The organism is Spongisporangium articulatum, from assembly GCF_044465595.1.
Taxonomy (GTDB): domain Bacteria; phylum Actinomycetota; class Actinomycetes; order Actinomycetales; family Kineosporiaceae; genus Spongisporangium; species Spongisporangium articulatum.
Genome location: NZ_JBITLV010000001.1, coordinates 191,467 through 215,366, shown reverse-complemented (window position 1 = coordinate 215,366; position 23,900 = coordinate 191,467). Strand labels below are relative to the sequence as shown.

General features: G+C 72.8%; 22 protein-coding genes. 11 read left to right on the top strand and 11 right to left on the bottom strand.

Features of this window, described 5'->3' with window-relative positions; translation table 11 throughout:
• Nucleotides 1-76: 76 nt before the first annotated feature.
• From ACIB24_RS01050 to ACIB24_RS01040, 3 genes are all read left to right on the top strand, one after another.
• Nucleotides 77-1,738 carry a purine-cytosine permease family protein gene (locus ACIB24_RS01050; protein ID WP_398276682.1) on the top strand — a complete coding sequence of 554 codons (1,662 nt, stop codon included), beginning with the start codon at nt 77-79 and terminating at the stop codon, nt 1,736-1,738.
• A gap of 72 nt (nt 1,739-1,810) precedes the next feature.
• Nucleotides 1,811-2,728, top strand: coding sequence for a 2-hydroxyacid dehydrogenase (locus ACIB24_RS01045; protein WP_398273879.1), 918 nt, complete (start codon nt 1,811-1,813; stop codon nt 2,726-2,728).
• The gene (locus tag ACIB24_RS01040) at nt 2,725-3,723 is read left to right on the top strand and encodes a Gfo/Idh/MocA family protein (protein WP_398273876.1); all 999 of its coding nucleotides are present in this window, start codon (nt 2,725-2,727) and stop codon (nt 3,721-3,723) included. The genes ACIB24_RS01045 and ACIB24_RS01040 overlap by 4 nt, the downstream gene beginning before the upstream one ends.
• Here the strand turns inward: ACIB24_RS01040 and ACIB24_RS01035 are convergent.
• Nucleotides 3,713-4,702 (bottom strand): alpha/beta fold hydrolase, encoded by a 990-nt coding sequence (locus ACIB24_RS01035; RefSeq protein WP_398273874.1) that lies wholly within the window; start codon nt 4,700-4,702, stop codon nt 3,713-3,715. The two genes, ACIB24_RS01040 and ACIB24_RS01035, sit on opposite strands and share 11 nt — an antisense overlap.
• Nucleotides 4,703-4,744: 42 nt before the next feature.
• On the opposite strand from ACIB24_RS01035, the gene ACIB24_RS01030 reads away from it, so the two are divergent.
• From ACIB24_RS01030 to ACIB24_RS01005, 6 genes are all read left to right on the top strand, one after another.
• Nucleotides 4,745-6,808 (top strand): M3 family metallopeptidase, encoded by a 2,064-nt coding sequence (locus tag ACIB24_RS01030; protein WP_398273872.1) that lies wholly within the window; start codon nt 4,745-4,747, stop codon nt 6,806-6,808.
• A 108-nt stretch (nt 6,809-6,916) separates the two neighbouring features.
• Nucleotides 6,917-8,317 carry an APC family permease gene (locus tag ACIB24_RS01025; RefSeq protein ID WP_398273869.1) on the top strand — a complete coding sequence of 467 codons (1,401 nt, stop codon included), beginning with the start codon at nt 6,917-6,919 and terminating at the stop codon, nt 8,315-8,317.
• A gap of 105 nt (nt 8,318-8,422) precedes the next feature.
• Nucleotides 8,423-9,058: an HAD family hydrolase gene (locus ACIB24_RS01020; RefSeq protein WP_398273866.1), complete on the top strand. Its 636-nt coding sequence runs from the start codon at nt 8,423-8,425 to the stop codon at nt 9,056-9,058.
• A 100-nt stretch (nt 9,059-9,158) separates the two neighbouring features.
• Nucleotides 9,159-9,542, top strand: a complete 384-nt coding sequence (locus tag ACIB24_RS01015; RefSeq protein WP_398273863.1) for a cold-shock protein — start codon at nt 9,159-9,161, stop codon at nt 9,540-9,542.
• Nucleotides 9,543-9,673: 131 nt separating this feature from the next.
• Nucleotides 9,674-10,900 carry a DUF3027 domain-containing protein gene (locus tag ACIB24_RS01010; protein ID WP_398273860.1) on the top strand — a complete coding sequence of 409 codons (1,227 nt, stop codon included), beginning with the start codon at nt 9,674-9,676 and terminating at the stop codon, nt 10,898-10,900.
• Nucleotides 10,897-13,965 carry a sacsin N-terminal ATP-binding-like domain-containing protein gene (locus ACIB24_RS01005; RefSeq protein WP_398273857.1) on the top strand — a complete coding sequence of 1,023 codons (3,069 nt, stop codon included), beginning with the start codon at nt 10,897-10,899 and terminating at the stop codon, nt 13,963-13,965. The genes ACIB24_RS01010 and ACIB24_RS01005 overlap by 4 nt, the downstream gene beginning before the upstream one ends.
• Before the next feature lies 1 nt (nt 13,966).
• On the opposite strand, the gene ACIB24_RS01000 is transcribed toward ACIB24_RS01005, so the two are convergent.
• Both ACIB24_RS01000 and ACIB24_RS00995 read right to left on the bottom strand, forming a co-directional pair.
• Nucleotides 13,967-14,242, bottom strand: coding sequence for a DUF2530 domain-containing protein (locus ACIB24_RS01000; RefSeq protein ID WP_398273854.1), 276 nt, complete (start codon nt 14,240-14,242; stop codon nt 13,967-13,969).
• 119 nt (nt 14,243-14,361) lie between these two features.
• On the bottom strand, nt 14,362-15,447 hold the full coding sequence (locus ACIB24_RS00995) for a winged helix DNA-binding domain-containing protein (protein WP_398273851.1): 1,086 nt from the start codon (nt 15,445-15,447) through the stop codon (nt 14,362-14,364).
• 81 nt (nt 15,448-15,528) lie between these two features.
• On the opposite strand from ACIB24_RS00995, the gene ACIB24_RS00990 reads away from it, so the two are divergent.
• Both ACIB24_RS00990 and ACIB24_RS00985 read left to right on the top strand, forming a co-directional pair.
• A complete protein-coding gene (locus tag ACIB24_RS00990) occupies nt 15,529-15,945 on the top strand; it encodes a MarR family winged helix-turn-helix transcriptional regulator (protein ID WP_398273848.1) in 417 nt (138 codons plus the stop codon).
• Nucleotides 15,942-17,282 carry an MFS transporter gene (locus tag ACIB24_RS00985; protein WP_398273845.1) on the top strand — a complete coding sequence of 447 codons (1,341 nt, stop codon included), beginning with the start codon at nt 15,942-15,944 and terminating at the stop codon, nt 17,280-17,282. Before ACIB24_RS00990 ends, ACIB24_RS00985 begins: the two co-directional genes overlap by 4 nt.
• Here the strand turns inward: ACIB24_RS00985 and ACIB24_RS00980 are convergent.
• The 8 genes from ACIB24_RS00980 to allB all read right to left on the bottom strand — a co-directional run bounded on the left by ACIB24_RS00980 (nt 17,246) and on the right by allB (nt 23,900).
• Nucleotides 17,246-18,019: a CPBP family intramembrane glutamic endopeptidase gene (locus ACIB24_RS00980; RefSeq protein WP_398273842.1), complete on the bottom strand. Its 774-nt coding sequence runs from the start codon at nt 18,017-18,019 to the stop codon at nt 17,246-17,248. The genes ACIB24_RS00985 and ACIB24_RS00980 overlap by 37 nt on opposite strands.
• 38 nt (nt 18,020-18,057) lie before the next feature.
• The gene (locus tag ACIB24_RS00975; protein WP_398273839.1) at nt 18,058-18,462 is read right to left on the bottom strand and encodes a hypothetical protein; all 405 of its coding nucleotides are present in this window, start codon (nt 18,460-18,462) and stop codon (nt 18,058-18,060) included.
• Nucleotides 18,459-18,752, bottom strand: coding sequence for a hypothetical protein (locus ACIB24_RS00970; protein WP_398273836.1), 294 nt, complete (start codon nt 18,750-18,752; stop codon nt 18,459-18,461). Before ACIB24_RS00970 ends, ACIB24_RS00975 begins: the two co-directional genes overlap by 4 nt.
• 35 nt (nt 18,753-18,787) lie before the next feature.
• Entirely contained in the window at nt 18,788-20,467 is a 1,680-nt protein-coding gene (locus tag ACIB24_RS00965) for a hypothetical protein (protein WP_398273833.1), read from the bottom strand.
• Nucleotides 20,468-20,472: 5 nt separating this feature from the next.
• Entirely contained in the window at nt 20,473-20,796 is a 324-nt protein-coding gene (locus ACIB24_RS00960) for a hypothetical protein (protein WP_398273830.1), read from the bottom strand.
• Nucleotides 20,797-20,865: 69 nt separating this feature from the next.
• The gene (locus ACIB24_RS00955) at nt 20,866-21,387 is read right to left on the bottom strand and encodes a DinB family protein (RefSeq protein ID WP_398273827.1); all 522 of its coding nucleotides are present in this window, start codon (nt 21,385-21,387) and stop codon (nt 20,866-20,868) included.
• Nucleotides 21,388-21,414: 27 nt separating this feature from the next.
• The gene (gene alc / locus ACIB24_RS00950) at nt 21,415-22,563 is read right to left on the bottom strand and encodes an allantoicase (protein WP_398273824.1); all 1,149 of its coding nucleotides are present in this window, start codon (nt 22,561-22,563) and stop codon (nt 21,415-21,417) included.
• Nucleotides 22,560-23,900 carry an allantoinase AllB gene (allB, locus tag ACIB24_RS00945; protein WP_398273821.1) on the bottom strand — a complete coding sequence of 447 codons (1,341 nt, stop codon included), beginning with the start codon at nt 23,898-23,900 and terminating at the stop codon, nt 22,560-22,562. The genes alc and allB overlap by 4 nt, the downstream gene beginning before the upstream one ends.

Genomic DNA, 23,900 nt, shown 5'->3' with positions numbered 1-23,900 from the left:
CCCTGGAGGGCAGATGGGGCCACCGCCGTCCCCGACCACCCAGCAGGCCAGCACGCGAACCCGGGAGGGCCCCGCGATGACCATCGAGAAGGACCACGAGACGCTGCTCGATCCCCGGGTCGAGTCGCCCGGCACGCACTCCGCCGCCAACGAGACCCTCGAGGACTACACGCTGCGGTTCGCCCCGCGGCACTACCGCCGGTGGGGCACCGGCATGGTGGCGATCTCCGCCCTGGGCGGCATCGCCTACCTGGCGGACTTCGCCATCGGCGCCAACATCGGCATCGCCTACGGCACGACCAACGCCCTGTGGGGCATCGCCGTGTTCGCCGTCGTCATCTTCGCGACCGGCTTCCCGCTGGCCCTCTACGCGGCCCGCTACAACCTCGACCTCGACCTGATCACCCGGGGCAGCGGCTTCGGCTACTACGGCTCGGTGGTCACCAACGTGATCTTCGCGAGCTTCACGTTCATCTTCTTCGCGCTCGAGGGCTCGATCATGGCCCAGGGGTTGAAACTCGGCCTGAACGTGCCCCTCTGGCTCGGCTACGCGACCTCCACCATCATCATCTTCCCGCTGGTGATGTACGGCATGTCGTTGCTGTCGAAGCTGCAGCTGTGGACGACGCCGCTGTGGCTGGTGCTGATGGTCGCGCCGTTCGTCTACCTGCTGGTCAGCCACCCCGACTCGGTGTCGGACTTCTTCGCCTACCGCGGCGAGGACGGCAACGGCGCGTTCAGCCTCGGCTCGGTGTTCCTGGCCGCCGGCGTCTGTCTGAGCCTGATCGCGCAGATCGCGGAGCAGATCGACTACCTGCGGTTCATGCCGCCCAAGACCCCGGAGAACTCCCGCCGCTGGTGGAGCGCCGTCGTCCTGGCCGGCCCGGGCTGGGTCATCTTCGGGGCGATCAAGCAGGTCGTCGGGCTGTTTTTGGCCGTCTACATCATCGGCAACGTGGCCGACGGCGCCGGCGTCGCGAACCAGCCGGTGCACCAGTTCCTGGAGATCTACGAGGACATCGTCCCGCACTGGGCGGCGCTGCTGCTGGCCGTCGGGCTCGTCGTGATCAGCCAGATCAAGATCAACGTCACCAACGCCTACTCCGGCTCGCTGGCCTGGACCAACTCCTTCACCCGGGTCACCAAGACCTACCCGGGCCGGTTGGTCTTCCTCGGGTTCAACCTGGCGGTCGCGCTCGTGCTGATGGAGGCGAACATGTTCGACTTCCTCAACACGATCCTCGGCTTCTACGCCAACTGCGGGATGTCGTGGGTGGTCGTGGTGGCCTCGGACATCGTGATCAACAAGTACCTGCTGAAGATCTCACCGAAGCAGCCGGAGTTCCGCCGGGGCATGCTCTACGCGGTCAACCCGGTCGGGTTCGGTTCGATGGTGGTCTCCGCCGGGGTGTCGATCGTGGCCTTCTTCGGCGGCCTCGGGGAGACGCTCAAGCCGTACTCGCCGCTGGTCGCGATCGTCCTGGCGCTGGTGCTGCCGCCGGTCCTGGCCCTGGCCACCGGCGGTCGCTACTACCTGCGCCGCACCGACGACGGGATCGATGAGCCGATGTTCGACGAGTACGGCAACCCCTCCGGTGTGGTGCTGGAGTGCCACGTCTGCGGTGAGGGGATCGAGCGGCCGGACGTCGCGAAGTGCGAGACGCACGACGCCGTCGTCTGCTCGCTGTGCCTCAGCCAGGACAAGACCGGGGAGCACCTCCTGCCCGCCCAGGTCTGAGTGCGAGTACCGGGTGGATCCGCGCCTGCCCCGGCGGGCGCGGATCCACCCGATCCTGCGTAGGGTCCGACCGTGAGCGCGCATCCCGTGGCCCTGGTCCCGAGCGAGGACGACGCGGCCGCCGCCCCGCCGGGCCTGGCCGTCGCGGTCTACGACGCCGACCACGCACCGCCCGAGCACCTGGACGCCGTCGAGCTGTACGTCGTCCCCTACAACCGGGCCGACGCGGTCGACCTGCTGGCCGACCTGCCCGCCCTGCGCGCCGTCGTCCTGCTCACCGCCGGCTACGAGCACGTGCTGCCCCACCTGCCGCCCGGTGTCGCCCTGCACAACGGCGCGGGCCTGCACGACGCGAGCACGGCCGAGCTGGCGATGACCCTGATCCTGGCCGCGCAGCGCGACCTCGACGAGTGGATCCTCGGGCGCGCCGCCGCTCACTGGGACCGGCACCTCACCCGCAGCCTGGCCGGTTCGCGGGTGCTGCTGGTCGGGTACGGCGGGATCGGCCGGGCGCTCGAGGCGCGCCTGGCGCCGTTCGAGGTGGACGTCGTCCGCGTCGCCTCCCGCGCCTGGTCCGACGCGCGGGGCGCGATACACGGCATCGACGAGCTGCCCGACCTGCTGCCGGGCGCCGACGTGGTGGTGCTCGCGGTGCCGGACACGGCGCGCACCCGGGGCCTGATCGGGGCGACCGAGCTCGCGCTGCTGGCCGACGGCGCGCTGCTGGTCAACGTGGGCCGCGGGACGGCCGTCGACACCGAGGCCCTGCTGGCCGAGAAGGGCCGGGTCCGCGCCGCGTTGGACGTCGTCGACCCCGAGCCGTTCCCACCCGGGCACCCGCTGTGGACGGCGCCCGGCATGATCCTCACCCCGCACATCGGCGGTGGCTCGGCCACCTTCGAACCGCGGGCCCGCGCCTACGTCGCCGAACAGCTGCGCCGCTTCGCGGCCGGTGAACCGCTGCTCAACCCCGTCGAGGAGGACCGATGACCGAGATCCGTTGGGGTGTGTTGGGAACCGGGAACATCGGGACCCGTTTCGTGGCCGACCTGGCCCAGCTGGAGGACGCCACGGTCCACGCCATCGCGTCGCGGGACGCGACTCGTGCCGAGGAGATCGCGCAGCAGTACGGCGTCACCCGGGCCTACGGCGACTACCGGGCCCTGTGTGAGGACCCCGAGGTGGACGCCGTGTACGTCGCCTCGCCGCACCCGTTCCACCTCGAGCACGCGCTGCTGGCGATCGAGGCCGGCAAGGCCGTACTGGTCGAGAAGCCCTTCACCATGACCGGTTCGCAGGCGCGCACGCTGGTCGACGCGGCCCGGGCGGCCGACGTGTTCTGCATGGAGGCGATGTGGACCCGGTTCCTGCCGACCATGGTCGAGCTGCGCCGCCTGCTCGGTGAGGGCGTGCTCGGGGAGGTGCGCGCCCTGTACGCGGACCACGGGCAGTGGTTCGCCTCGGACCCCGAACACCGGCTCTTCGCGCCGGATCTCGGCGGCGGCGCGCTGCTCGACCTGGGCGTCTACCCCGTCTCGTTCGCCTCGATGGTGCTCGGCCCGCCGGCCCAGGTGCAGGCCGCGGCGACCCCGGCGTTCACGGGCGTCGACCTGACCACCTCGGCGCTGCTCACCTACGCGACCGGGGCGCACGCCGTCCTGACCTGCACGTCCGGGGCCCGGACGCCGGTCACCGCGTGGGTCGCGGGCGACGAGGGCCGCGTCGAGATCGACCGGACCTGGTACGCGGGAGGCGGTTTCACCGTGATCCCGCGCGACGGTGAGCCGTGGCGCTACGACGGGCCGCCGGTCACCGGCCCCGGCGCGGGCGGCCGCGAGGCGAAGGGCCTGCGGTTCCAGGCCGCCGAGGTGGGGCGCTGCGTGGCCGCGGGCCTGCGGGAGAGCCCGGTGCTGCCGCTGGCCGAGACCATCGCGGTGATGGACACCCTCGACGCGATCAGCGCCACCGCTGCCCCTAAGCCCTGAGCTGCTCCTCGATCCACGCGATCGACGGGCCCAGCTGGTCCCCGTAGACCTTCCCGTCGGCGTGCCCGCCGCCCTCGACGAGGTGCAGGGTCACGTCTACCCCGGCGGCCGCCAGCGCGGCCTGGAACTGCAGCGACTGGCCCTTCGGCACCACGCAGTCGGCGGCGCCGTGCACCAGGAGGAACGGCGGCAGCCCGGCCTGCGCGTACGACGCGGGGGCGGCCGCGCGGACCAACTCCACGACCGAGCGGATGGGGGCGCCCATCAGCATCGACTCGGGGGAGCCCTCGGGGTCGTGCAACTGCGGCGTCCCGGGGCAGCCGCCCGGGTCCTTCCACTGCTCGTCCATGGTCAGGAAGTCGCTGGGCGCGTACCAGGCCACGACGGCCTGGACGGCGACGCTCGTGGCGCGGTTCGGGTCGGTCCCGTCGTCCAGCACCGTCCCGTCCGACAGCGTGCGCGCGTCGGCCGTGACGGCGAGCAGGGAACCCAACCACCCACCCGCCGAGAAGCCCCACACGCCGAAGCGGTCGCCGTCCAGGCCGTACTCGTGCGCGTTGGCGCGCAGCCAGCGGACGGCGGCCCGCGCGTCCCGTAACGAGGCCGGGAACTTCGCCTCCCCGCTGAGCCGGTAGTCGATCGCCGCGACCGCGAAACCGTCCGCGACCAGGCGCTGCACGTTCTGCGTCTCGTCGCGCTTGTCGCCGCCGGCGTACGCGCCGCCGTGGATGTCGATGACCAGCGGGACCGCCTTCCCCGTGCGCTCCGGCAGGTACAGGTCGAGCCGCTGCTGCGCCGAGTCGCGGGCGTACGGCAGGTCGAGCAGGTTCTCGGCGGGGGCGCTGACGCCGGGGGGCGAGTCGTCGGAGAGGGTCACGTACGCAAAGATGCCGATCGAGGCGACGATCAGCCCCCCGAGGCAGATCACCACCACCGTGCCGACCGCGCTTGCGAGCCAACGGCCGAGCCGGGACAGCATCGTGGTGGCCCCTTCGCCAGCGAGGTTCGGACAGGAGAGCACATGCCGGTGGGAAACCCGTTCGACGGAGACAGCCCGTTCGCAAGGACCAGCGACCTCCCGTACGGATTGCCCCCGTTCGACCGGATCGGGTCGGGAGACTACCGGCCCGCGTTCGCGGCCGGTATCGCGCAGCACCGCGCCGAGATCGCCGCGATCGGCGGTGAACCGGTCACCTTCGAGAACACGATGGAACCCCTCGAGCGGGCCGGGACGCTGCTGGCCCGGGTCGAGGGGGTCTTCGAGAACCTGATCTCCACCGACAGCAGCGACGAGCTGCGGGCCGTCGAGGCGGAGGTGCTGCCGCAGCTCACCGCCCACTTCGACGCCGTCCTCACCGACCAGGCGCTGTTCGCGCGGGTCGCGGCCCTGCACGCGGCGCCCGAGGCCTCCTGGACGACGGAACAGGTGCGCCTGGTGCGCCGCTGGTACCTCGACATGCAGCGGGCCGGGGCCGGGCTGGATGCGGCCGGTCGGGCCCGGCTGGCCGAGATCAACGCCGAGCTGAGCGTCCTGGGCAGCGACTTCCGGAACAAGCTGCAGGCCGACACCAACGCCCTGGCCGTGCACGTCACCGACGTCGGCGAGCTGGACGGCCTCCCCGAGGACGCGATCGCCGCCGCCCGGTCGTCCGCCGTCGACCGCGGCCTCGACGGCTACGTGCTCACCCTGAGCCTGTTCACCGCCCAGCCCGCCACCGCCTCGCTGACGAACCGCGACCTGCGCCGGCGCGTCTTCGAGGCGTCCGTGTCGCGCGGCGGGCGCGGCAACGAGCACGACACCCGGGCCACCCTGACCCGGACGGTCGCGCTGCGCGCCGAACGGGCCCGGCTGCTCGGGTACCGGCACCACGCCGACTACGTGGTCGCCGACCAGACCGCACCGTCGGTCGAGGACGTGATGACCACCCTGCAGGCCATGGTCACCCCCGCGATGGACAACGCCCGCGCCGAACGTGACGCCCTCACCGACCTGCTGCACGCCGACGGGCACGACGGGCCGCTGCAGCCCTGGGACTGGCCCTACTACGCGAGAATCCTCGCCGAGCAGCGGTTCTCGATCGACACCGCCGGGCTGCGCCCCTGGTTCGAGCTGAACCGGGTGCTGCACGACGGCGTGTTCGCGGCCGCCACCGGGTTGTACGGGCTGACCTTCGAGCGGCGCCCCGACCTGCGCGGCTACCACCCGGACGTCGACGTGTACGAGGTGTTCGACGAGACCGGCGCGGGCATCGCCCTGTTCCTGGTCGACTGGTACGCGCGGCCCAGCAAGCGCGGTGGGGCGTGGATGAACACGTTCGTCGACCAGTCGCACCTGCTCGGCACGCGGCCCGTGGCCACGCTGAACCTGAACATCCCACGCCCGCCCACGGGCAGCCCCACGCTGCTCACCCTCGACGAGCTGAACACCACGTTCCACGAGTTCGGGCACGTGCTGCACGGGGTGCTGTCCGACGTGACCTACCGGCGCCTGTCGGGCACCAGCGTCCCGCGCGACGTCGTCGAGTTCCCCTCGCAGGTCAACGAGATGTGGTCGCTGTGGCCGGCGCTCGCGAACTCCTACGCCCGCCACCACGAGACCGGTGAGCCGCTGCCGGAGGGGGTGCTCGACGCGCTGGTGGCCGCCGAACAGGCCGGGCAGGCGTTCGCCACCACGGAGATCCTCGGGGCGATGCTGCTCGACCAGGCCTGGCACCAGCGCACGGTGGACGACGACCCGATCGGCCCCGACGACGTGGCCGCGTTCGAGGCCGAGTCGCTGGCCGCCTACGGGGTCTGCCTGCCCGAGCTGCCGCCCCGCTACGGCAGCACCTACTTCGCCCACATCTTCGCCGGCGGCTACAGCGCGGGCTACTACTCCTACATCTGGAGCGAGGTGCTGGACGCCGACACCGTCGACTGGTTCGTCGAGAACGGCGGCCTGAGGCGGGAACTCGGCGCGAAGTTCGCGGCCGAGCTGCTCAGTCGCGGTGGTGCGGTGGACCCGATGGAGGCGTTCGCCGCCGTCCGGGGCCGCCCGCCGCGGATCGAGCCGCTGCTGGAACGTCGCGGGCTCACCAGCCCCTGATCACGGGCTGCCAGGCGGACGGTGGCTCCGCTGGCCGGTCGTGAGGTTCCTCGTCACCCTGGAGTGACATCCGTTCCCCGAGCCGTTCGCCCGAGCAGGAGGCCGCCGATGTCATCGACCGAGCAGGGGACGACGCAGGAACCCGGGGGCGGGACCGAGCTGAATCGGGTGATCGGGCCCAAGCTGCTGCTGCTCTTCGTCGTCGGCGACATCCTCGGTACCGGTATCTACGCGCTCACCGGCCGGATCGCCGGCGAGGTGGGCGGCGCGGCCTGGGCGCCCTTCCTGGCCGCGTTCTCGGTCGCGATGGTGACCGCGCTCAGCTACCTGGAGCTCGTCACCAAGTACCCGCGGGCGGCGGGCGCCGCGCTGTACACGCACCGGGCGTTCGGCGTGCACTTCCTGACCTTCGTCGTCGCGTTCGCCGTGATGTCCTCGGGCATCACCTCGGCGTCCACCGCCGCCCGGGCGTTCGCCGCGAACCTCGCCGAGGCGTTCGACCTCGACCTCGCCGACGGGATCGGCATCACCCTGGTCGCGCTCGCCTTCATCGCGCTGGTCGCCGCGGTCAACTTCCGGGGGGTCGGGGAGAGTGTGAAGGCGAACGTCGTGCTCACTTGCGTCGAGCTCAGTGGCCTGTTGATCGTCATCATGATCGGGGCCTGGGCGCTGGGCGGGGGCAACGGCGACTGGTCGCGGGCCCTGAGTTTCGACCTGGCCGGCGACGAGTCGGTGCTCGGCGCGGTCCTGGCCGCCACGGCTATCGCGCTGTTCGCCATGATCGGCTTCGAGGACGCCGTGAACATGGCCGAGGAGACCCGCGAGCCGACGCGGACCTTCCCGCGCATCCTGATCGCCGGCATCGCCCTGACCGGGGTGATCTACCTGGTCGTAGCCGTCACCTCGGTCGCCCTCGTCCCGCTCGACGAGCTCGGGGAGGGCGACACCCCGCTGCTGAAGGTGGTCGAGGCCGGCGCCCCGGACTTCCCGCTCGGTCTGTTCGCTGTCATCGCCATGTTCGCGGTGGCCAACACGGCCCTGATCAACATGCTGATGGCCAGCCGCCTGCTCTACGGCATGGCCCGCGAGCGGGTGCTGCCCGCCGTCCTCGGTCGCGTCCACCCCGGCCGCCGCACACCCTGGGTGGCGATCGGTGTGACGACCCTCCTCGCTCTCGGCCTGGTCACCTTCGTCGGCGAGCTGAGCGAGCTCGGCGGGACGACGTCACTCCTGTTGCTGCTCGTGTTCACCGTGGTCAACGTGGCCGTGCTCGTGCTGCGCCGCGACCCGGTGGAGCACGACCACTTCCGCACTCCGACCCCGGTCGCCGTGCTGGGCGCTCTCAGCTGCGCGTTCCTGGCCTCGCCGCTGACCCCGCGGGCGACGGAGCAGTACGTCATCGCCGGCGTCCTGCTCCTGATCGGGGTCGTGCTGTGGGGCGTCACCTACGCCACGTCACCCCAGCTGCGCCGCGGTGAGGTCGACTACGACGAGCTGACGGGGGCCTGACTCGGCCTTGTTCGCCGAGTGGAACGTTCTGCCCCGTAAGAGGTGCTTCAGCGCCCGTAACGGGGCAGAACGTTCCACTCGCGGCCGGACTGCGATGCTGGGCGTATGTCCGCGCCCCTGACCGTCGGTTTCGACCTGGACATGACCCTGGTCGACTCCGCCGCAGGGATCGTCGCGACCTTCCAGGCCGCGTTCGCCGAGATCCCCGGTGCGCCCGCGCTCACCCGGGACGACGTCTGGCCCTACATCGGCATCCCGCTGCGCGCGACCGTCGAGGCGCTCGCCCCGCAGCTCGACGCCGACGAGGCCGTGGCCCACTACCGCACGGTGTACCCGACCCTGGGCGCCCGGATGGTCCAGCTGCTGCCCGGTGCCCTCGACGCGATCGCGGCGGTCCGGTCCGCCGGTGGTCGCGTACTGGTGATCTCGGCCAAGACGCAGGCGGGGGTCGAGGAGGTCCTGACGACGGTCGGTCTCCACGCCGGTCCGCACGCGCCCGACCTGGTGGTCGGCGACCTGTTCGCGGGCGCCAAGGGCGTGCGGCTGAAACTGGAGGACGCCACGGTGTACGTCGGCGACCACCCTGGGGACGTCGAGGCCGCGCGCGTGGCGAGCGCCCTGGCGGTCGCCGTCGCCACCGGCCCCACGTCCTCGCAGGCCCTCCACGAGGCCGGGGCGGACGTCGTCCTGCCCGACCTGACCGCCTTCCCGAGCTGGCTTGCGAGCACTTTCCCTGCATAACGGGCAGGCGACGCGCGGTGGGGGAGCGATACGCTGGGTACTGCTGAGGTACGCCGTGTGGTTCAGCAGCAGTGTGTGAAGCCCAGACAGGGGAACGGACGTGCCTACAGGCAAGGTCAAGTGGTTCGACGCCGAGCGCGGGTTCGGGTTCGCCTCGAACGACGACGGTGGTGAGGTGTTCGTGCACGCCTCGGCGCTGCCGGCGGGCACCGAGACGCTCAAGCCCGGTGCGAAGATCGAGTTCGGCGTGGCCGAGGGTCGTCGCGGCCTGCAGGCCCTCTCCGTGCGCGTCCTCGACCCCCTGCCCTCCGTCGCCAAGGCCACGCGGCGCCCGCCGGAGGAGATGACCGTCGTCATCGAGGACGTGATCAAGCTGCTGGACGGCGTGAGCAACAGCCTCCGGCGCGGTCGCTACCCCGATCGGTCGCAGGCCTCGAAGGTCGCCACGGTGCTGCGCGCCGTGGCCGACAACCTGGAAGCCTGAGCGGCGACCCGGCACGCCGCCGCTCGTGGTTCGGACTCGCCCGGAGATGGGGGAGAATCGGTGACGTGTCTTCCAGCAGCGACGCCCCGGAAACGGTTCAGGAGGCTCCTGAGCAGGTCGAACCTGTCCAGGTGCCCGAACAGCAGACCCCGGTCGGCGACGCCCCGCCCGTAGCGGCGGTCGCCTCGCCCGAGGCGGTCGTCGAGCCTGACGTCGAGGCCGCCGTCGAGCCCGCCGTCGAGCCCGAGGAGCCTGCGGCTGCGCCGGTGCTGGACGACGTGAGCGCCGCGGCCGTGGATCTGGCCCGGGAGGCGGCGGTCGAGACCGCCGGCGCCGAGGCCGTCGGGGAGCACACGGGCGTCTCGGTCGAGGCCGGCGGCCTGGCCGTGCACACCTTCGCGGCCCTGATGCCCGGGTACCGCGGCTGGGGCTGGGCCGTATCGCTGGCCCGGCCCGCGGGGCAGGAGTACCCCACGGTCTGCGAGGTCGTGCTGCTGCCGCAGGCCGAGGCCGTGCTGGCCCCCGAGTGGGTGCCGTGGTCCGACCGGCTGGCCCCCGGCGACCTGGGCCCCGGCGACGAGCTGCCCTACAAGCCCGACGACCCGTACCTGGTGCCCGGCTACGAGGTCACCGACGACGCCGAGCTGACGGACGACGAGCAGCAGCTGTTCTGGGAGCTCGGCCTCGGCCGGGAGCGGGTACTGGGCCCCGAGGGTGTGCGGGCGGCCGCCGAACGCTGGCACGCCTCGGCCGGCGGGCCGACCTCGGACGTGGCCATCCAGGCCAGCGCGCCCTGCGTGAGCTGCGGGTATTTCGTGTCCCTGAGCGGCCTGTTGCGGCAGGACTTCGGGGTCTGCGCGAACGAGTGGTCGCCGTCGGACGGCCGGGTCGTCACTGCCGACCACGGGTGTGGCGCCCACAGCGAGACCGACCTGCAGCTTCCCGTCCCCGAGCCGCTGCCCCCCGTGATCCTGGACGAGAGCCTGATCGACGAGGTGACTGCGGCCGACCTGGAACCGCTGGACGAGCCCGTCGCCGAGATCGCCGAGGCGGAGGCCGTGCTGGCCGTCGAGCCCGTCGCCGAGATCGAAGCCGACATCGCCGAGGCGGAGGTCGCCGAGGCGGAGGTCGTCGAGGCGGAGGTCGCGCAGGCCGTCGTCCCGGAGGCGACCCAGCCTCCGGTCCAGCCGGGGCCCGACATCCCGGAACCCGTCGTCCCGGTGCCGGACGAGCCGACGCCGGTCGAGCCCGGCCCGGACGTCCCCGGCCTGCCGGAGCCCGACGAGCCGCCGGCTCCGCCCGTGCTGCCCACCCCGGAGCCCGGCATCGCCGAGGCTGATCAGTCGCCGGAGTCGTGACCGAGGACCCGTTCGACACGGGTGACCTGCGGGAGCGGGTCCTCGCGGCCTGGGCCGCGTCGCCGGCCCGGTTCCGGGAGGACGCGAACGCCGAGGAGGACCTGGTCACCGGTGGCTACCGGGACCGGGTCCTGGTGGAACTGGCCCAGAACGCCGCCGACGCCGCCGCCCGCGCCGGTGAGCCCGGCCGGCTGCTGCTGAGGCTGACCCGCGACGACACCGGGCCGGTCCTCGTGGCCGCCAACTCGGGCACACCGCTCGACGCGGCCGGCGTCTCGGCGCTGGCCACGCTGCGCGCGTCCGCGAAGCGCGACGCGGAGCCGACCGTCGGCCGGTTCGGCGTGGGTTTCGCCGCCGTGCTGGCGGTCAGCGACGAGCCCGCGGTGGTGGGACGGGCCGGGGGAGTGCGGTTCTCGGCGGCCGACACGCGGGCGCTGGTGGAGGCGACCGGGGATGCCGGGCTCGCCGACGAGGTGCGCCGGCGCGAGGGACACGTCCCGGTGCTGCGGCTGCCGTTCCCGGCCTCGGCCGCGGTCCCGGCGGGCTACGACACGGTGGTCGTGCTGCCGTTGCGCGACGGGGTGGCGGCCGATCTGGTCGCCCGGCAGCTCGCGGAGCTGGACGACGCCCTGCTGCTCGCGCTGCCGGCGCTGGGTTCCGTGCGGGTCGAGGTCGACGGTGAGCCGCCGCGTGACCTGTCGGACGTCGAGTCACGCTGGCGGGTCCTGCGTCGCGAGGGGGTGCTGGCGCCGGAACTGCTGGTCGACCGGCCCGTCGAGGAGCGGGCCCGGACGGGCTGGCAGGTCGCCTGGGCGGTACCGAGAGAGCCGGGCGCCGAGCCGTTCCCGAGCGTCCCACCGGTGCTGCACGCACCGACGCCGTGCGAGGAGCCGCTGCCGTGGCCCGCGCTGCTGGTGGCGACCGTCCCGCTGGAGCCGTCGCGGCGGCACGTCGCGCCCGGTCCGCTGACCGACGCCGTGCTGGGGGAGGCCGCGGCGGCGTACGCCGAGCTGCTCGCCGAGTTGGCCGAGAACGGCTATCCCGCCTGGCGTTACGTGCCGACCGGGTTGCCCGCCGGTGCGGTCGACGGCACCCTGCGGGCCGCCCTCGACCGCGTCCTGCCCGGGACGAAGCTGCTCACCGCCGTCGAGGACGGCGCCCCGCTGGCCCCGCGGGACGCGGTCACGATCGCCGGGGCGGCCGGAGCGGACGAGACGCTGACCCGGGTGCTGGCGCCGCGGCTGGCCGGGCTGGTGCCGGCGTCGCGGCCCGCGCGCGTCGTGCTCCGGCAGGTCGGGGTCCGCGAACTGGAGCTGTCCGACGTGGTCGACGCGCTGCCCGCCGATCCGGACCCGGGTCGCTGGCGTGAGCTGTACGCGGCGCTCGACCCGCTGGCCGTGGACCCGCTGGTGCGGGAGGCGCTCGGGTCACTGCCGGTCCCGCTGGCGGGGGGCGAGATCGCCCGGGGGGCAAGAGGTTTGGTGCTGGCCGCCGGTACGGATGAGGTGTCGGCGGCGCTGGCCCGGCTCGGCGCGCGGGTCGTGCACCCGGAGGCGGCCCACCCCCTGTTGGAGCGGTTGGGTGCGGTGCCGGCCGGCCCGCGGGCGTTGCTGGAGCTGGACGTCGTCCGCACGGCGGTCGAGGCGTCGGCCGACGACGAGGACGAGCCGTTCGACCCGCTCGAGCCGCGCCTGCCGCTGGCCGACGCGGTCCTGACCCTGGTGCAGGGAGCCGTCTCGGCCGGGGAGCTGACCCCGGGGGAGCTGCCGTGGCTGGCGGACCTGGCCCTGACCGACTCCGAGGGCGAACCCGCCCCGGCCGGGGCCCTGGCCCGGCCGGGCAGCCGTGCGGCGCGTTGGTTCGACCCGGACGAGATCGGCCTGGTCGCAGCCGAGGTCGAGGGTCGTTGGGGTGCAGACGTTCTGGCGGCGGTCGGCGTGCTCGACGGGCCGGCCCTGGTCCGGGCGGCCGACGTCCCGGTCGAACCGGACGCGCCCGTCGAGGCGGGCTCGCCCGCGGACCTGCTCGAGGGCTGGGACGACTGGTGCGAGTACGTGCTCGACCGGGTGCGGGCGGCCGGCACGCAGGGTGGTCACCCGGACGTCGGCCCGGTCAGCGTGCCCGAGCTGCTGGCCGTGCGCGACCTCGACGCGGTGGCCCCGGACGCGTTGCCCGAGGTGGTCGCCGCGGTGGCCGCCGAGCCCGCGACGCGTGCGGCGCTGGTCGGCCGGTGCCGCGCGGTGGCCGCAGGGGTGGCGGTCGACGTCCTGCCCTATACGGCCTGGTGGCTGCGGGACCGGTTCTCCTCCCCCGACGGTGGTGGGGTCGTGGCTGCCGAGGGGGCCACCGACGGGCTGGCCGAGCTGCTGCCGCCCGCCCCCGCCTGGCTGGCCGCGCTGGACCGCCCCGCCCAGTCGGCGCTGGGCGTGGTGACCGGTCTGTCCGACGTCGATGCGGGCGTCGCCTCAACCGTTTTCGACCGGCTGGCCGACCCCGCCCGGTACGTACCCCTGCCTCTGTTGCTCCGCCTCCTGCGCCGGTTCGCCGAGCTGGCCGACGCCGGTCTGCGCTGGCCCGCGCCACCGCCCCGGGTGCGCGGCCTCGACCCGCGACCCGACATCGCCGGTACCCAGGTCGTCGACGCCGACGAGGCCGTCGTGCTCGAGTCGCCGATGTACCTGCAACGTCCCGACGTCGGCTGCGGCCTGCCCGCGCCGGCCGACTCGGCCGGCGCGCTGGCCGAACTGTTCGACCTGCCGTTGGTCGGTGAGCTGGTGCCCGGAGTGGTCTCCTCCTCCGGGGTGAAGCAGCCGGTCCCGCCCGGCGTCACCCACCTCCTGCCCGGGGGCCCCGCCACGTGGTGCGAGCACGACGCACTGGTGGTCGACGGGCACGAGGTCGACTGGTGGGTCAGCGATTCCGTGGTGCACGCCGCCACCCTGGGCGGTCTGGCCCGCGGCCTGTGCTGGGTGTCCGGGGCTTGGGCGTTGCGCGGCGTCGTCGAGGAGGCGCTGGTCGACCCGGCCACCGCCAACGCGGCCCTGCTCGACGAGGCGTTCGGCTGAGTCAGGCGCGGTCGTCGCGGGTCATGTTGTGGACCATGGCGAAGCCGACCACTCCGAGGACCACCCCGGCCAGGCACGTCCAGACCCACCAGCCGTGGCCGTCGTGCCTCAGGTTCTCGCGGTCGAGGAACGTGACCACCAGCAGGACCAGCCAGATCAGCGTGCCCACGGCGACCGGCGGGCGCTGGGCGGAGTAGGGCAGCGACCCGTCGACGGGGGCGGTCTTCACCCCGGGCAGCGGGGCCTCGCCACGGGGGTCGCTCGGGGTGGAGGTCACGACGTCAGACTACCCAGCGGTGAGCCGAGGTCAGGTTCATGTCTCGCCCGGCGTCGGATTCCGGTCACCGGGAGCGGGGCCGACCGACGCTCAGTGAGACATGATCTTGATCTGAGAGCTCAGCCGATGATCGCGGCGACCCGGTCGGTCTCGGCCCTCAGCGCCGCCTTGTCCGCCTTGTTGAACGGGGCGAACGGTCGGACCCCGAGCGGGCCGAGGGTCCAGGTGCCGACCACGGCGCCGTCGCGCAGCACGGTCGGGGCGATCCAGCCGCCGGCCAGGCTCACGTCGGCGCGGTGGTCGACGGGGACGACGTGCGGATCGGAGGTACCCGGGCCGAGTACGGTCGGGTCGAAACCGGGCAGCAGCCGGACCGTGCCGTGCGGCCGAGCGGCCTGCAACGCGTCGACGTCGTGGGCCCGGGCGAGCAGCCGCTGGCCCTCCACGTCGACCTCGACCAGGGTGCCGGCGTCCTGCAACCGCGAGAACCAGCCCCGCAGAGCCTTCTTCGGCGTCACGCCGCGGATCAGCCACTGGTCGAACGACTCCGGCGACGCGGGCCCGTAGGCACCCAGGTAGGCGTCGATGACGACGGGCGCGGCGTCGCCGGGCGCCGGCAGCCCGGTCCAGGCGGGGGACCAGGTGCGGGGCGCCGTGAAGGTGACGCGCCCGCCGTCCGACGGGCCGTTGCACAGGATGCCCTGCCAGGCGAGCGGTTTGAGGATCGTGCCCCAGCCCGAGGCGAGGTGTTCGACCAGGTCGGCGTCACCGGTCGACTCCTGCACGTGGGCCACCAGCTCGTCGCGGGTCAGCGCGGCGCCGCCGGCCAGCGCGTCCGTCACCGCCGCGGCCAGCGTGTCGACCTGGTCGACCCGGACGAACGTCTTCTGCCACGACCCCTTGTGCCAGCTGCGGGCGTGCGCCAGCAGGCTGAGGTAGGCGGGGGCGACGACGGTGGGCAGCAGGTGCAGGGTGCCGCGCATCACCCACGTCCGGATCAGGCTGCGGTCAGCGAGGCCGGCCGCTGCGGCCTGCAGGTCGGGCGTGGCCTGCCGGACGGCGACCTGCAGCGCCGCGGACGTCGGCACCTGGGCCTGGAGCCCGGCCAGGCGACGGGCGACCGCGGTGGCGTCGGCGCCGTCCAGCCGGGTGAGGAACTGCCGCTCGGTGCGCCAGGCCAGGACCTGCTCCCACGTCAGCGCCATGGGCCCACCCTCCCACGGCGCGTAACCGCTGCCCCCCGGGCCGCGGGAAATAGTTAGACAGGCTAATTAGTTCGGGTTACCGTGAACGAGTTGACGGCGGCCGACCTGAGGGTCGCGTTGCTGCGGCTGGCCAGGCGGGTCAGGGCCGAGAAGGCCGACTCCGAGCTGACGGACACCCAGTTCAGCCTGCTGGCGGCGCTCGACCGGCGGGGGCGGGCGACGCTGAAGGCGCTGGCCGAGTTCGAGCGCGTGCAGCCGCCGTCGATGACCAAGACGGTCGCCCATCTGGTCGACCGCGGGCTGGTGACGCGCAGCCGGGACCCGGACGACGGGCGGCAGGCGTTCGTCGAGCTGACCGCGGCCGGGCACGCGGCCGTCGACGAGACCCGGCGTCGCCGTGACGCCTGGCTGGGCATGCGACTGGCCGCCCTCGACGACCGCGAACGCGCGGTGCTCGCCGACGCGACCGAGATCATGAGGAGGATCGCCACCGAGTGAGCCCCACCTTCAAGGCTCTGAACCACCCGAACTACCGGCTCTGGCTCGCCGGCTCCGTGGTGTCGAACGTCGGCACCTGGATGCAGCGAGTCGCCCAGGACTGGTTGGTCCTGACCGTCCTGACCGACAACTCCGGCGTGGCCGTCGGCATCACCACCGGCCTGCAGTTCGCGCCGATGCTGCTCTTCGCGCCGTTCGCCGGATCGGTCGTCGACCGGTTCTCGCGGCGCCGCATCCTGATCGGCACCCAGGTCGGGATGGGCCTGCTGGCCGCCCTGCTCGGGGTGCTGGTGGTCACCGACATGGCTCAGCTGTGGATGGTCTACGCGCTCGCGTTCGGCCTCGGGACGGTCGCCGCCCTCGACGGCCCGGCCCGCCAGACCTTCGTGTCCGAGCTCGTCCCCCGCGAGGACCTGCCCAACGCCGTCGGCCTGAACAGCGCGTCGTTCAACGGCGGCCGGCTGATCGGCCCGGCCGTCGCGGGCCTGCTGATCCACTGGCTGGGCGGCACCGGCCCGGTCTTCCTGATCAACGCCGTCAGCTTCGCGGCCGTCGTGATCCAGCTGTCGCGGATGGACCTCGACCGGCTCCTGCTGTCGCCCAACGCCTCTCGTAAACGTGGCTCGGTGCGCGACGGGCTCGCCTACGTGCGGCACCGCTCCGACATCCTGCTGCTGCTCGGCATCGTCGGGATGATCGGCACGTTCACGATGAACTTCCAGGTGACGACCGCGCTGATGGCCCGCCTCGTGTTCGACAAGGGGTCCGGCCAGTACGGGCTGCTCGGCTCGGTGATGGCGATCGGCTCGCTGTCCGGGGCCCTGCTGGCGGCCCGGCGGTCCAAGCCCAGCATCCACCTCGTCGCCGGAGCCGCTGTCGCGCTGGGCGTCTCGGCCCTCGTCGCGTCGGTGATGCCGACCTACTGGAGCTTCGCCGTCCTGCTGGTGCCGGTCGGACTGTCGGCGCTGACCGTGATGACCGCGGCCAACGCCACCGTCCAGCTGTCGGTCGCGCCCGAGCTGCGCGGGCGCGTGATGGCGCTCTACATGGCGATCTTCATGGGCGGGACGCCGATCGGCGCCCCGATCATCGGGTGGATCGGCGAGACCTTCGGGGCCCGGTGGACGATCGGTTTCGGTGGCCTGACCTCGTTGCTCACCGCCGCCGTGGCGCTCACGCTGCTGCGCAGCGGGCGGGTGCCCGACCCGCAGCAGGTGGTGGACGACGTCGACCCGGCCGCCGCCGCCGTCCCCTCGGGCGAGGTGCCCGTCGACCTCGAACCGGCCCTGACCACGGACGCTCAGGTGAGCCCGAGGGTGTCCAGCAGCCCGAGGTGACGCAGCGCGGCGTAGCCGACGAAGGCGAACACGTCGAGCAGGGTGTGGGCCAGGAACAACGGCATCACCCGTTGACGGCGCCGGAACCACTCGGCGAAGACGACGCCCATCACCGCGTTGCCGACGAACGGCCCGATGCCCTGGTACAGGTGGTAGCTGCCGCGCAGGAGCGCGCTCGCCGCGACCTGCGCGGCCGGCGGCCAGTTCAGCTGCTTCAGCCGGGTGACCAGGTAGCCGACCGCCACGACCTCCTCGAGGAAGGCGTTCTTGACCGCCTGGAGGATCAGCACGGGGACCGTCCACCAGTAGTCGTTCAGGTTCGCCGGGACGATCGTCGTGGTCAGGTCGAGCGCCCGCCCCACGTAGTAGAGACCGAGGCCGGGGATGCCGATCAGCGCCGTCAGCCCCAGCGCGGCCAGGACGTCGTACCCGGGCTGCCGGCCGTCGAGGCCGAGCGCCGCGCGGACGTTGGGGACCTGCGCGGCCAGCAGCCAGATGGCCAGCAGGGCCGGGACGATCGTGAACACGATCCCGGTCAGCTGGTAGGTCAGGTCGAGGTAGGGGCGGACGCTCTGCGAGCTGTTCAGTGTTGACATCTGCTGGGCCAGCGGCTTCCCGGCGGTCAGCTTCGCGCTCAGGCTGATGATCGAGTAGACCGCCGACTGGCCCAGGCTCAGCCCGAGGACCAGCCAGATCTCCTGCTTCAGGCGCCGGGGCTCGATCACGCTCGTGTCCATCGCCCGGCACTCTAGGCGCCCCACCTGGGAGCGAAGCATCAGCCGATGTCGACGACCTCGAGACCGAAGCGGCGGTAGGGGACCGGATCGTGGCTGAGGACGGTCAGGCCCTCCGGCCACTGCGCGCTGGGGCGCGCAGCTGTCAGGGCATGCGCCCGCTCCCAGGGCACTCCGGCGGCGACGGCCGCGGCGGCACCGAGTGCGTCGGCGAGACCGAGATCCATGATCCTGATGGCGACGAGACCGCCGATGTGGTCGCCCAGAGCGGGTCGGGACGACGTCGCGGCGAACACACACATGGCCGGCGCGTACACGACGTGGCCGACGTCCAGATGCGCCCGCGCGACCACTCCGGACAGAAGCTGATGCCCGGCGCCCAGCGCGAGAAGGGCTGTGTCGTCCAGGATTACGGGTCGGGCTGGTGGCTGCGTCCAGGCGGTCACGGACCAGGCTGCCGTTCGATCGCCAATCGTCGGGCCCGATCTTCGGCCATCTGGTCGAGCATCGCCCACATCTCGTCTCCTGCCCGCGCGTCCTCCTCGTTGAAGCCGGGGTACAGGTGCGCGCGCACGTAGGCGACCGCCTTCTCGTAGCGGGCCTGGTTCTCCGCCTCCGTCGGCGTGACTCCCGCCAGTTCGGCGACCAGATCACGGATGGTGGTGCCGCGCTCAGCAGCGAGGATCGCCAGCCGGTCGCGTACGGCCTTGTCCACCTTGATCGTCGTATCCGCCACGTCAGGAGTATACCGCTGGTATACCGGCTCGGCGCTCATCGGTCAGCGCCGGTCGAGGCGGCATTGGCGGTAGTCGCGGTCGCCGCACCGGCCGCCGCACCGGCGAGGACGGCGTCGGACAGGGCGGTGTCCACGGGCGGGACGACGGGCTCGGGCTGGGGCTTCGGGACCGTGAGCCCCGGACCGGTCTTCTTCGGGCCGAGGACCTCAACACCCGGTGGCCGGTCGATCAGCTCGTACACCGCGTCCGACCTGGCCTGGAGGAGCGCCTTCTCGGCGGGCGGAGTCGAGGGCAGGCGGATCCTCTCGTACCAGGGGTGCGTCGCCAGGTTGGCCAGGTGACCCGCCCTGGTGTGGAACTGCACCTCGAACTTCGCTCCGGTGCCCGCGTCGACCCAGGTCGAATTGACTCCCTTGTAGCCGGACCCCAGCCATGTCGAGGGGGCCTTCTCGAGGTGATAGCCGCTCTCGCTCAACAACTTCGCCACCTGGCCGGCCTCGGCCACGTAGCTACCCTCGGGCAGGATGAACGTGTAGCGCAGGATGTCGTTGACCCCCCGCAACGCATCGACCGAGCCACCCCAGGTGGCGACCTTACGCCGCAGCGACTCGGCCTCCTTCACCCGGTTCTCCAGGCCCACGAGGTGGGCGTCGACCTGCTTCTCGATCTGTTGGAGCCGGGCCGTGACCTGCGGTTCGATCGCCTGCATCCGCGCGTAGAGGACGTCCACCCGGGCGTTCTCCAGCGGGTCGAGGTTCAGCTCGCCGTCGCCGCGCCACGCCTTCCCGGGCTGGGCCAGCACGCGCCGATCGGCCGCGTCCGCCGCCTCGTCGACGAGCTGCTTGCGGGCGCTGCCGGCCTCCGCCTTGAGCGTGGCCAGCGCGACGTCCTGCGCCTTCTGCCGGAGCGCGGCCTCGGCGCCCGCCTGGGCCTCGAGCCGGACGATCGTCCGGGTGCGGGTGGCCGCGCTGGCCGCTCCGGACGCCCCACCGCTGAAGGCCGCGGCGATCAGGTCAGGCAGTAGGTGACCGACGGCTCGGGCCGGGTCGCTCTGCCACGACTTCCGGTCGGTCACGGCGTCGAACAGCTCGCCGGGGTTCGTCTCGGCCAACTGTCCCGCGAGGTTCGGGCCGGTCAGCCCGGGGACCGGAGAGAGGAGCAGCGCCGTGAGCCCGAGCCCGACGAGCGACTCGGTCGCCCCGAGCGCGATCGAGGCCCGCCACAGCTCCACCCGGTGCATCGCGGCCTGCAGGCCGGCTCGGTGCGGGGGTGCCCCGCCGGCCAGCGTGCGCAGGGTCGCCGCGCAGCGGGTCGCCGACTCCGCCGCGATGCCCTGCGCCCGGGTGAGGGCCACCTGCGCCGCCGCCGGGTCGGCGCCTGCCTCGAGGTCCGGCAGTGCGGCCGACGCCCAGACCAAACCCGTGGCGTGCCGGCGGGCCGCCGTGCCGGCCAGGGCCGTCGCCCCCGCCACCCGTTCGAGGTCGTCGCGCAGGCTGACCAGTTGGCCGAAGGCCGCCCTCGCCGCGGGGCCCTGCCACTCGCCGGCGACCTTCGGCACGGCCTCGGCGGCCCGGGCGGTGCCGGTGGACAGCGTGTGCAGGTGGGCCGCGATGCTCTCGGTCGCGTTCGCCGCCCGCTGCAGCTGCACCCGTAGCTGCGCGACCTGCGCACCGACCGCCGCCGCATCGTGCGCCGCGACGCCCCCCGTGGTCATCGGGTTCAGCCCGTCGCGCCCACGGACCGACCGACGAGGCTGTCGGTCACCGCGGACTCGACACCCTCGTAGGCCTGCACGACCAGCTCGAAGGCCGAGGCGACCCACTCGAGCTGGTGCGTGGCGTCGTCCAGCGCCTCGCCCCAGGCCGCGACGAAGGCGGCCCCAGCGCCCGCTACCGCCCCGCCCTCGGGCCCGGCCCCCGCCGCCGTGAACGAGTCGCACAGCAACTGCGGCGAGCGCGCCACGGCGCGCGCCTCCGCCTGGGCCGCGCGCAGCGCGGCGACCAGACCCAGCACCGACTCGGTGTCCACCCGTAGGAAGCTCATGCGTTCCACGGTAGGGGCTCCCACGGAGCCTTCCCGAAGTTATCCACAGGCCTCCGGAGCCCGGGAAGGTCAGGGACGGCCGACGTCCCAGAGGTGGTGCTCGACGTCGTGCAGCATGTACCGGGTCAGGGTGTCGACCGTGAACTGCGAGCCGTTCGACCGCCGCCCGGTCCGCGACCACTGCGCACCGGTGACCCCGGACAGCCGGTGCGCGAGCACCTGCGCGGCCTCGAGCAGCTCGCGGGCCACGTCCACCGGGTCCTGGATCGGGTAGCGGTCCTTGATCGCCGTCTCGTCCTGGTCCCAGTTGGGGAACGTGGGGTCGTGCTCGGTCAGCATCATCTCGGTGCGCGCACCGAAGACGCGGAACACGTCCCGCACGTGGCAGCCGTACTCGAGTGCCGACCAGGTCTCGGGCATCGGGCGTCTGCGCACGTCAGGGCGGATCAGCACCAGCTGCCAGTCCGCGGCGTAGCGGCGCACATCCGACGCCATCCAGTCGCGCCGCAGCTTCATAGCGTCGAAACCGCATTCGGCGCAAGGGCGTTCGAGGACCCAGGTCCAGTCCTTGGTGTCGGGCTCGATGCTCATCCGTGGCCTCGCCGTCCCCGCATGCGTTCAGTCGAGGAGGTAGCTTCGCACAGCTGCGGGCACGCCGCTTGAGGGAGGGAACGGTCGGCGGTGACGCATCGCCGCGTTCTCCTCGTCCGTCAACCCCGTGACGGCGCCGAGCACCTCGTTGAGCTGCGACGACGGGACGGTGCGCAACCACTGCAGCATCACGCCTTCGAGGGCGTCGGGTTCGAGTTCGCCGAACAACCGCACGCGCGACATGCCGCCGTCGGGGAACACCTCCATCCGCACGTGCGTCACGGCCTCCGACCGGATGACGAACCGGTGCAGCGTGTCGGGCCGCAGCCGCGTACGCGGCATCAGCTCGTGCCACGCCGACGCGTCCTCCAGCGCGTTGACCCGGCCGTCGACGCCGACCAGCCGCACCTCGCCCGGCGCGTTGCCCGTGAAGTGCGTCGTATCGATCTCCGCGCGCCGGATGCGGCCCGCGCCGCTGAGCTGGAACAGCACCCAGTCGTGCCCGCCGTCCCGCCGCCGGGCCGTCTCCCAGCCCTCCCCGATGGTGCGGGTCTCACCCGGGCGGATCAGGTTCCCCGCCGAGCCGTAGAACATGTTCGACGCGCCCACGACCCGCCCGCCGTGCCACAGCGCGGCCAGGTCGACGGTGCCGGTCAGCAGCCGCGGGTCGGGGACGACGTCGCCCAGCACCCGCAACCGGGCCACGCCGCCGTCGGGGTAGATCGACAGCCGCACGTGCGACCAGCGGTTCTGGTTGACGACGTCGAACGAGTTCTCGCTGTCGCCCTTCAGCGCCGACTTCTCCACCAGCGTCGTCCAGGCGCCCTCCGGCGCCTCCTGCGCGATCGGGTGGCCCTCGCCGGCCAGCCCTTCGAGCGACGCGTAGGGCGGGTAGTTGCCGCGGAAGTGCGCGGTGTCGACGACCACCGAGCGCAGCACCCCGGGCGCCCCCAGCCGGACGATGGCGAAGTCGCGCTCCCCGCCGTCTCTGCGGCGCCGGGTCTCCCAGCCGTCGTAGATCTTGCCGTCCGGGCCGTAGGTGTCCGGCTGCCAGGCCGACGGCTCGGGGCGGATCAGGTGCCGCCGGTCGGCGAACAGCTCGTCGTTGGCGTAGACGACGCGGCCCCCGATCGCGCTGGAGGCCAGGTCGATCGGTTCGGACAGGGGCGAGCTCATGCGTCTCCTCGGCTCAGCAGGCGGCCGCGCGGCACGGCACCCTCGGTCAGGTCGAGCGGTTCCCCACGCAGCCAGGTGCGGCGGACCACCCCGGCCAGGGGCAGCCCCTCGTAGGGCGTGACGGCGTGCCGGTGGTACAGCTTGCTCGCGTCGACCACCGACGCCTCGTCGGGGGCGAACAGGCAGAAGTCGGCGTCGTAGCCGAGCGCGATCCGGCCCTTGCGAGCCAGGCCGGCCAGCCGCGCCGTCCGGGCGGCCATCCACTCGGTGACGTCGACCAGCGAGAACCCGCGCACCTTGGCCTGCGTCCAGATCGCCGGCAGGCCCAGCTGAAGCGAGCTGATCCCGCCCCAGGCCACCCCGAAATCGCCGATGTCGAACCGCTTCAGGTCGGGCGTGGACGGCGAGTGGTCGGACACGATGCAGTCGATGATCCCGTCCTTCAGCCCCTGCCAGAGCAGGTCCCGGTTGCCCGACTCGCGGATCGGCGGGCAGCACTTGAACTGCGTCGCGCCGTCGGGGATCAGCTCCGACGAGAAGCTCAGGTAGTGCGGGCACGTCTCGACGGTGATCAGCACGCCGTCCCGGCGCGCGCTCGCGAGCATGGGCAGCGCGTCCGAGCTCGACAGGTGCAGCACGTGCACGCGGGCCCGGGTGTACCGGGCGGCCTCGATCACCTCGGCGATCGCCATGTTCTCGGCCCCGCGCGGCCGGGAGGCCAGGAACTTCCGGTACCGCTCGCCCTCGGCGGACGGCGCCCGGTCGATCGCGTCGGAGTTCTCGGCGTGCACGATCATCAGCGCGCCGAAGTCGTGCATGTGCTGCAGGGCCTCCTCCATCTGCTTGGTGTTCAGATGGGGGAACTCGTCGACGCCCGAGTGCAGCAGGAAGCACTTGAACCCGAACACGCCCGCGTCGTGCAACGGCCGCAGCTGATCGAGGTTGTCCGGTACGGCGCCACCCCAGAAACCCGTGTCCACGAACACGTTTCCCTCGGCGGCCTGCCGCTTGACCGCCAGCGCCTCGACCGTCGTGGTCGGTGGGATGCTGTTCAGGGGCATGTCGATGACCGTCGTGACGCCACCGGCGGCCGCCGCCCGGGTCGCCGAGTGGAAGCCCTCCCACTCGGTGCGGCCCGGCTCGTTGATGTGCACGTGCGTGTCGACCAGGCCGGGCAGCAGCACCTCGTCGTCGCGCAGCTGCACGACCTGCTCCGCCTCGAGCCCGGCCTCGAGCGGTTCGATCGCGACGATCTTCCCGTCCTGCACGCCGATGCTGCGCGCGACCTCACCGACGACGGTGATCACCCGCGGGGCCTTGAAGACCAGGTCGAGCAT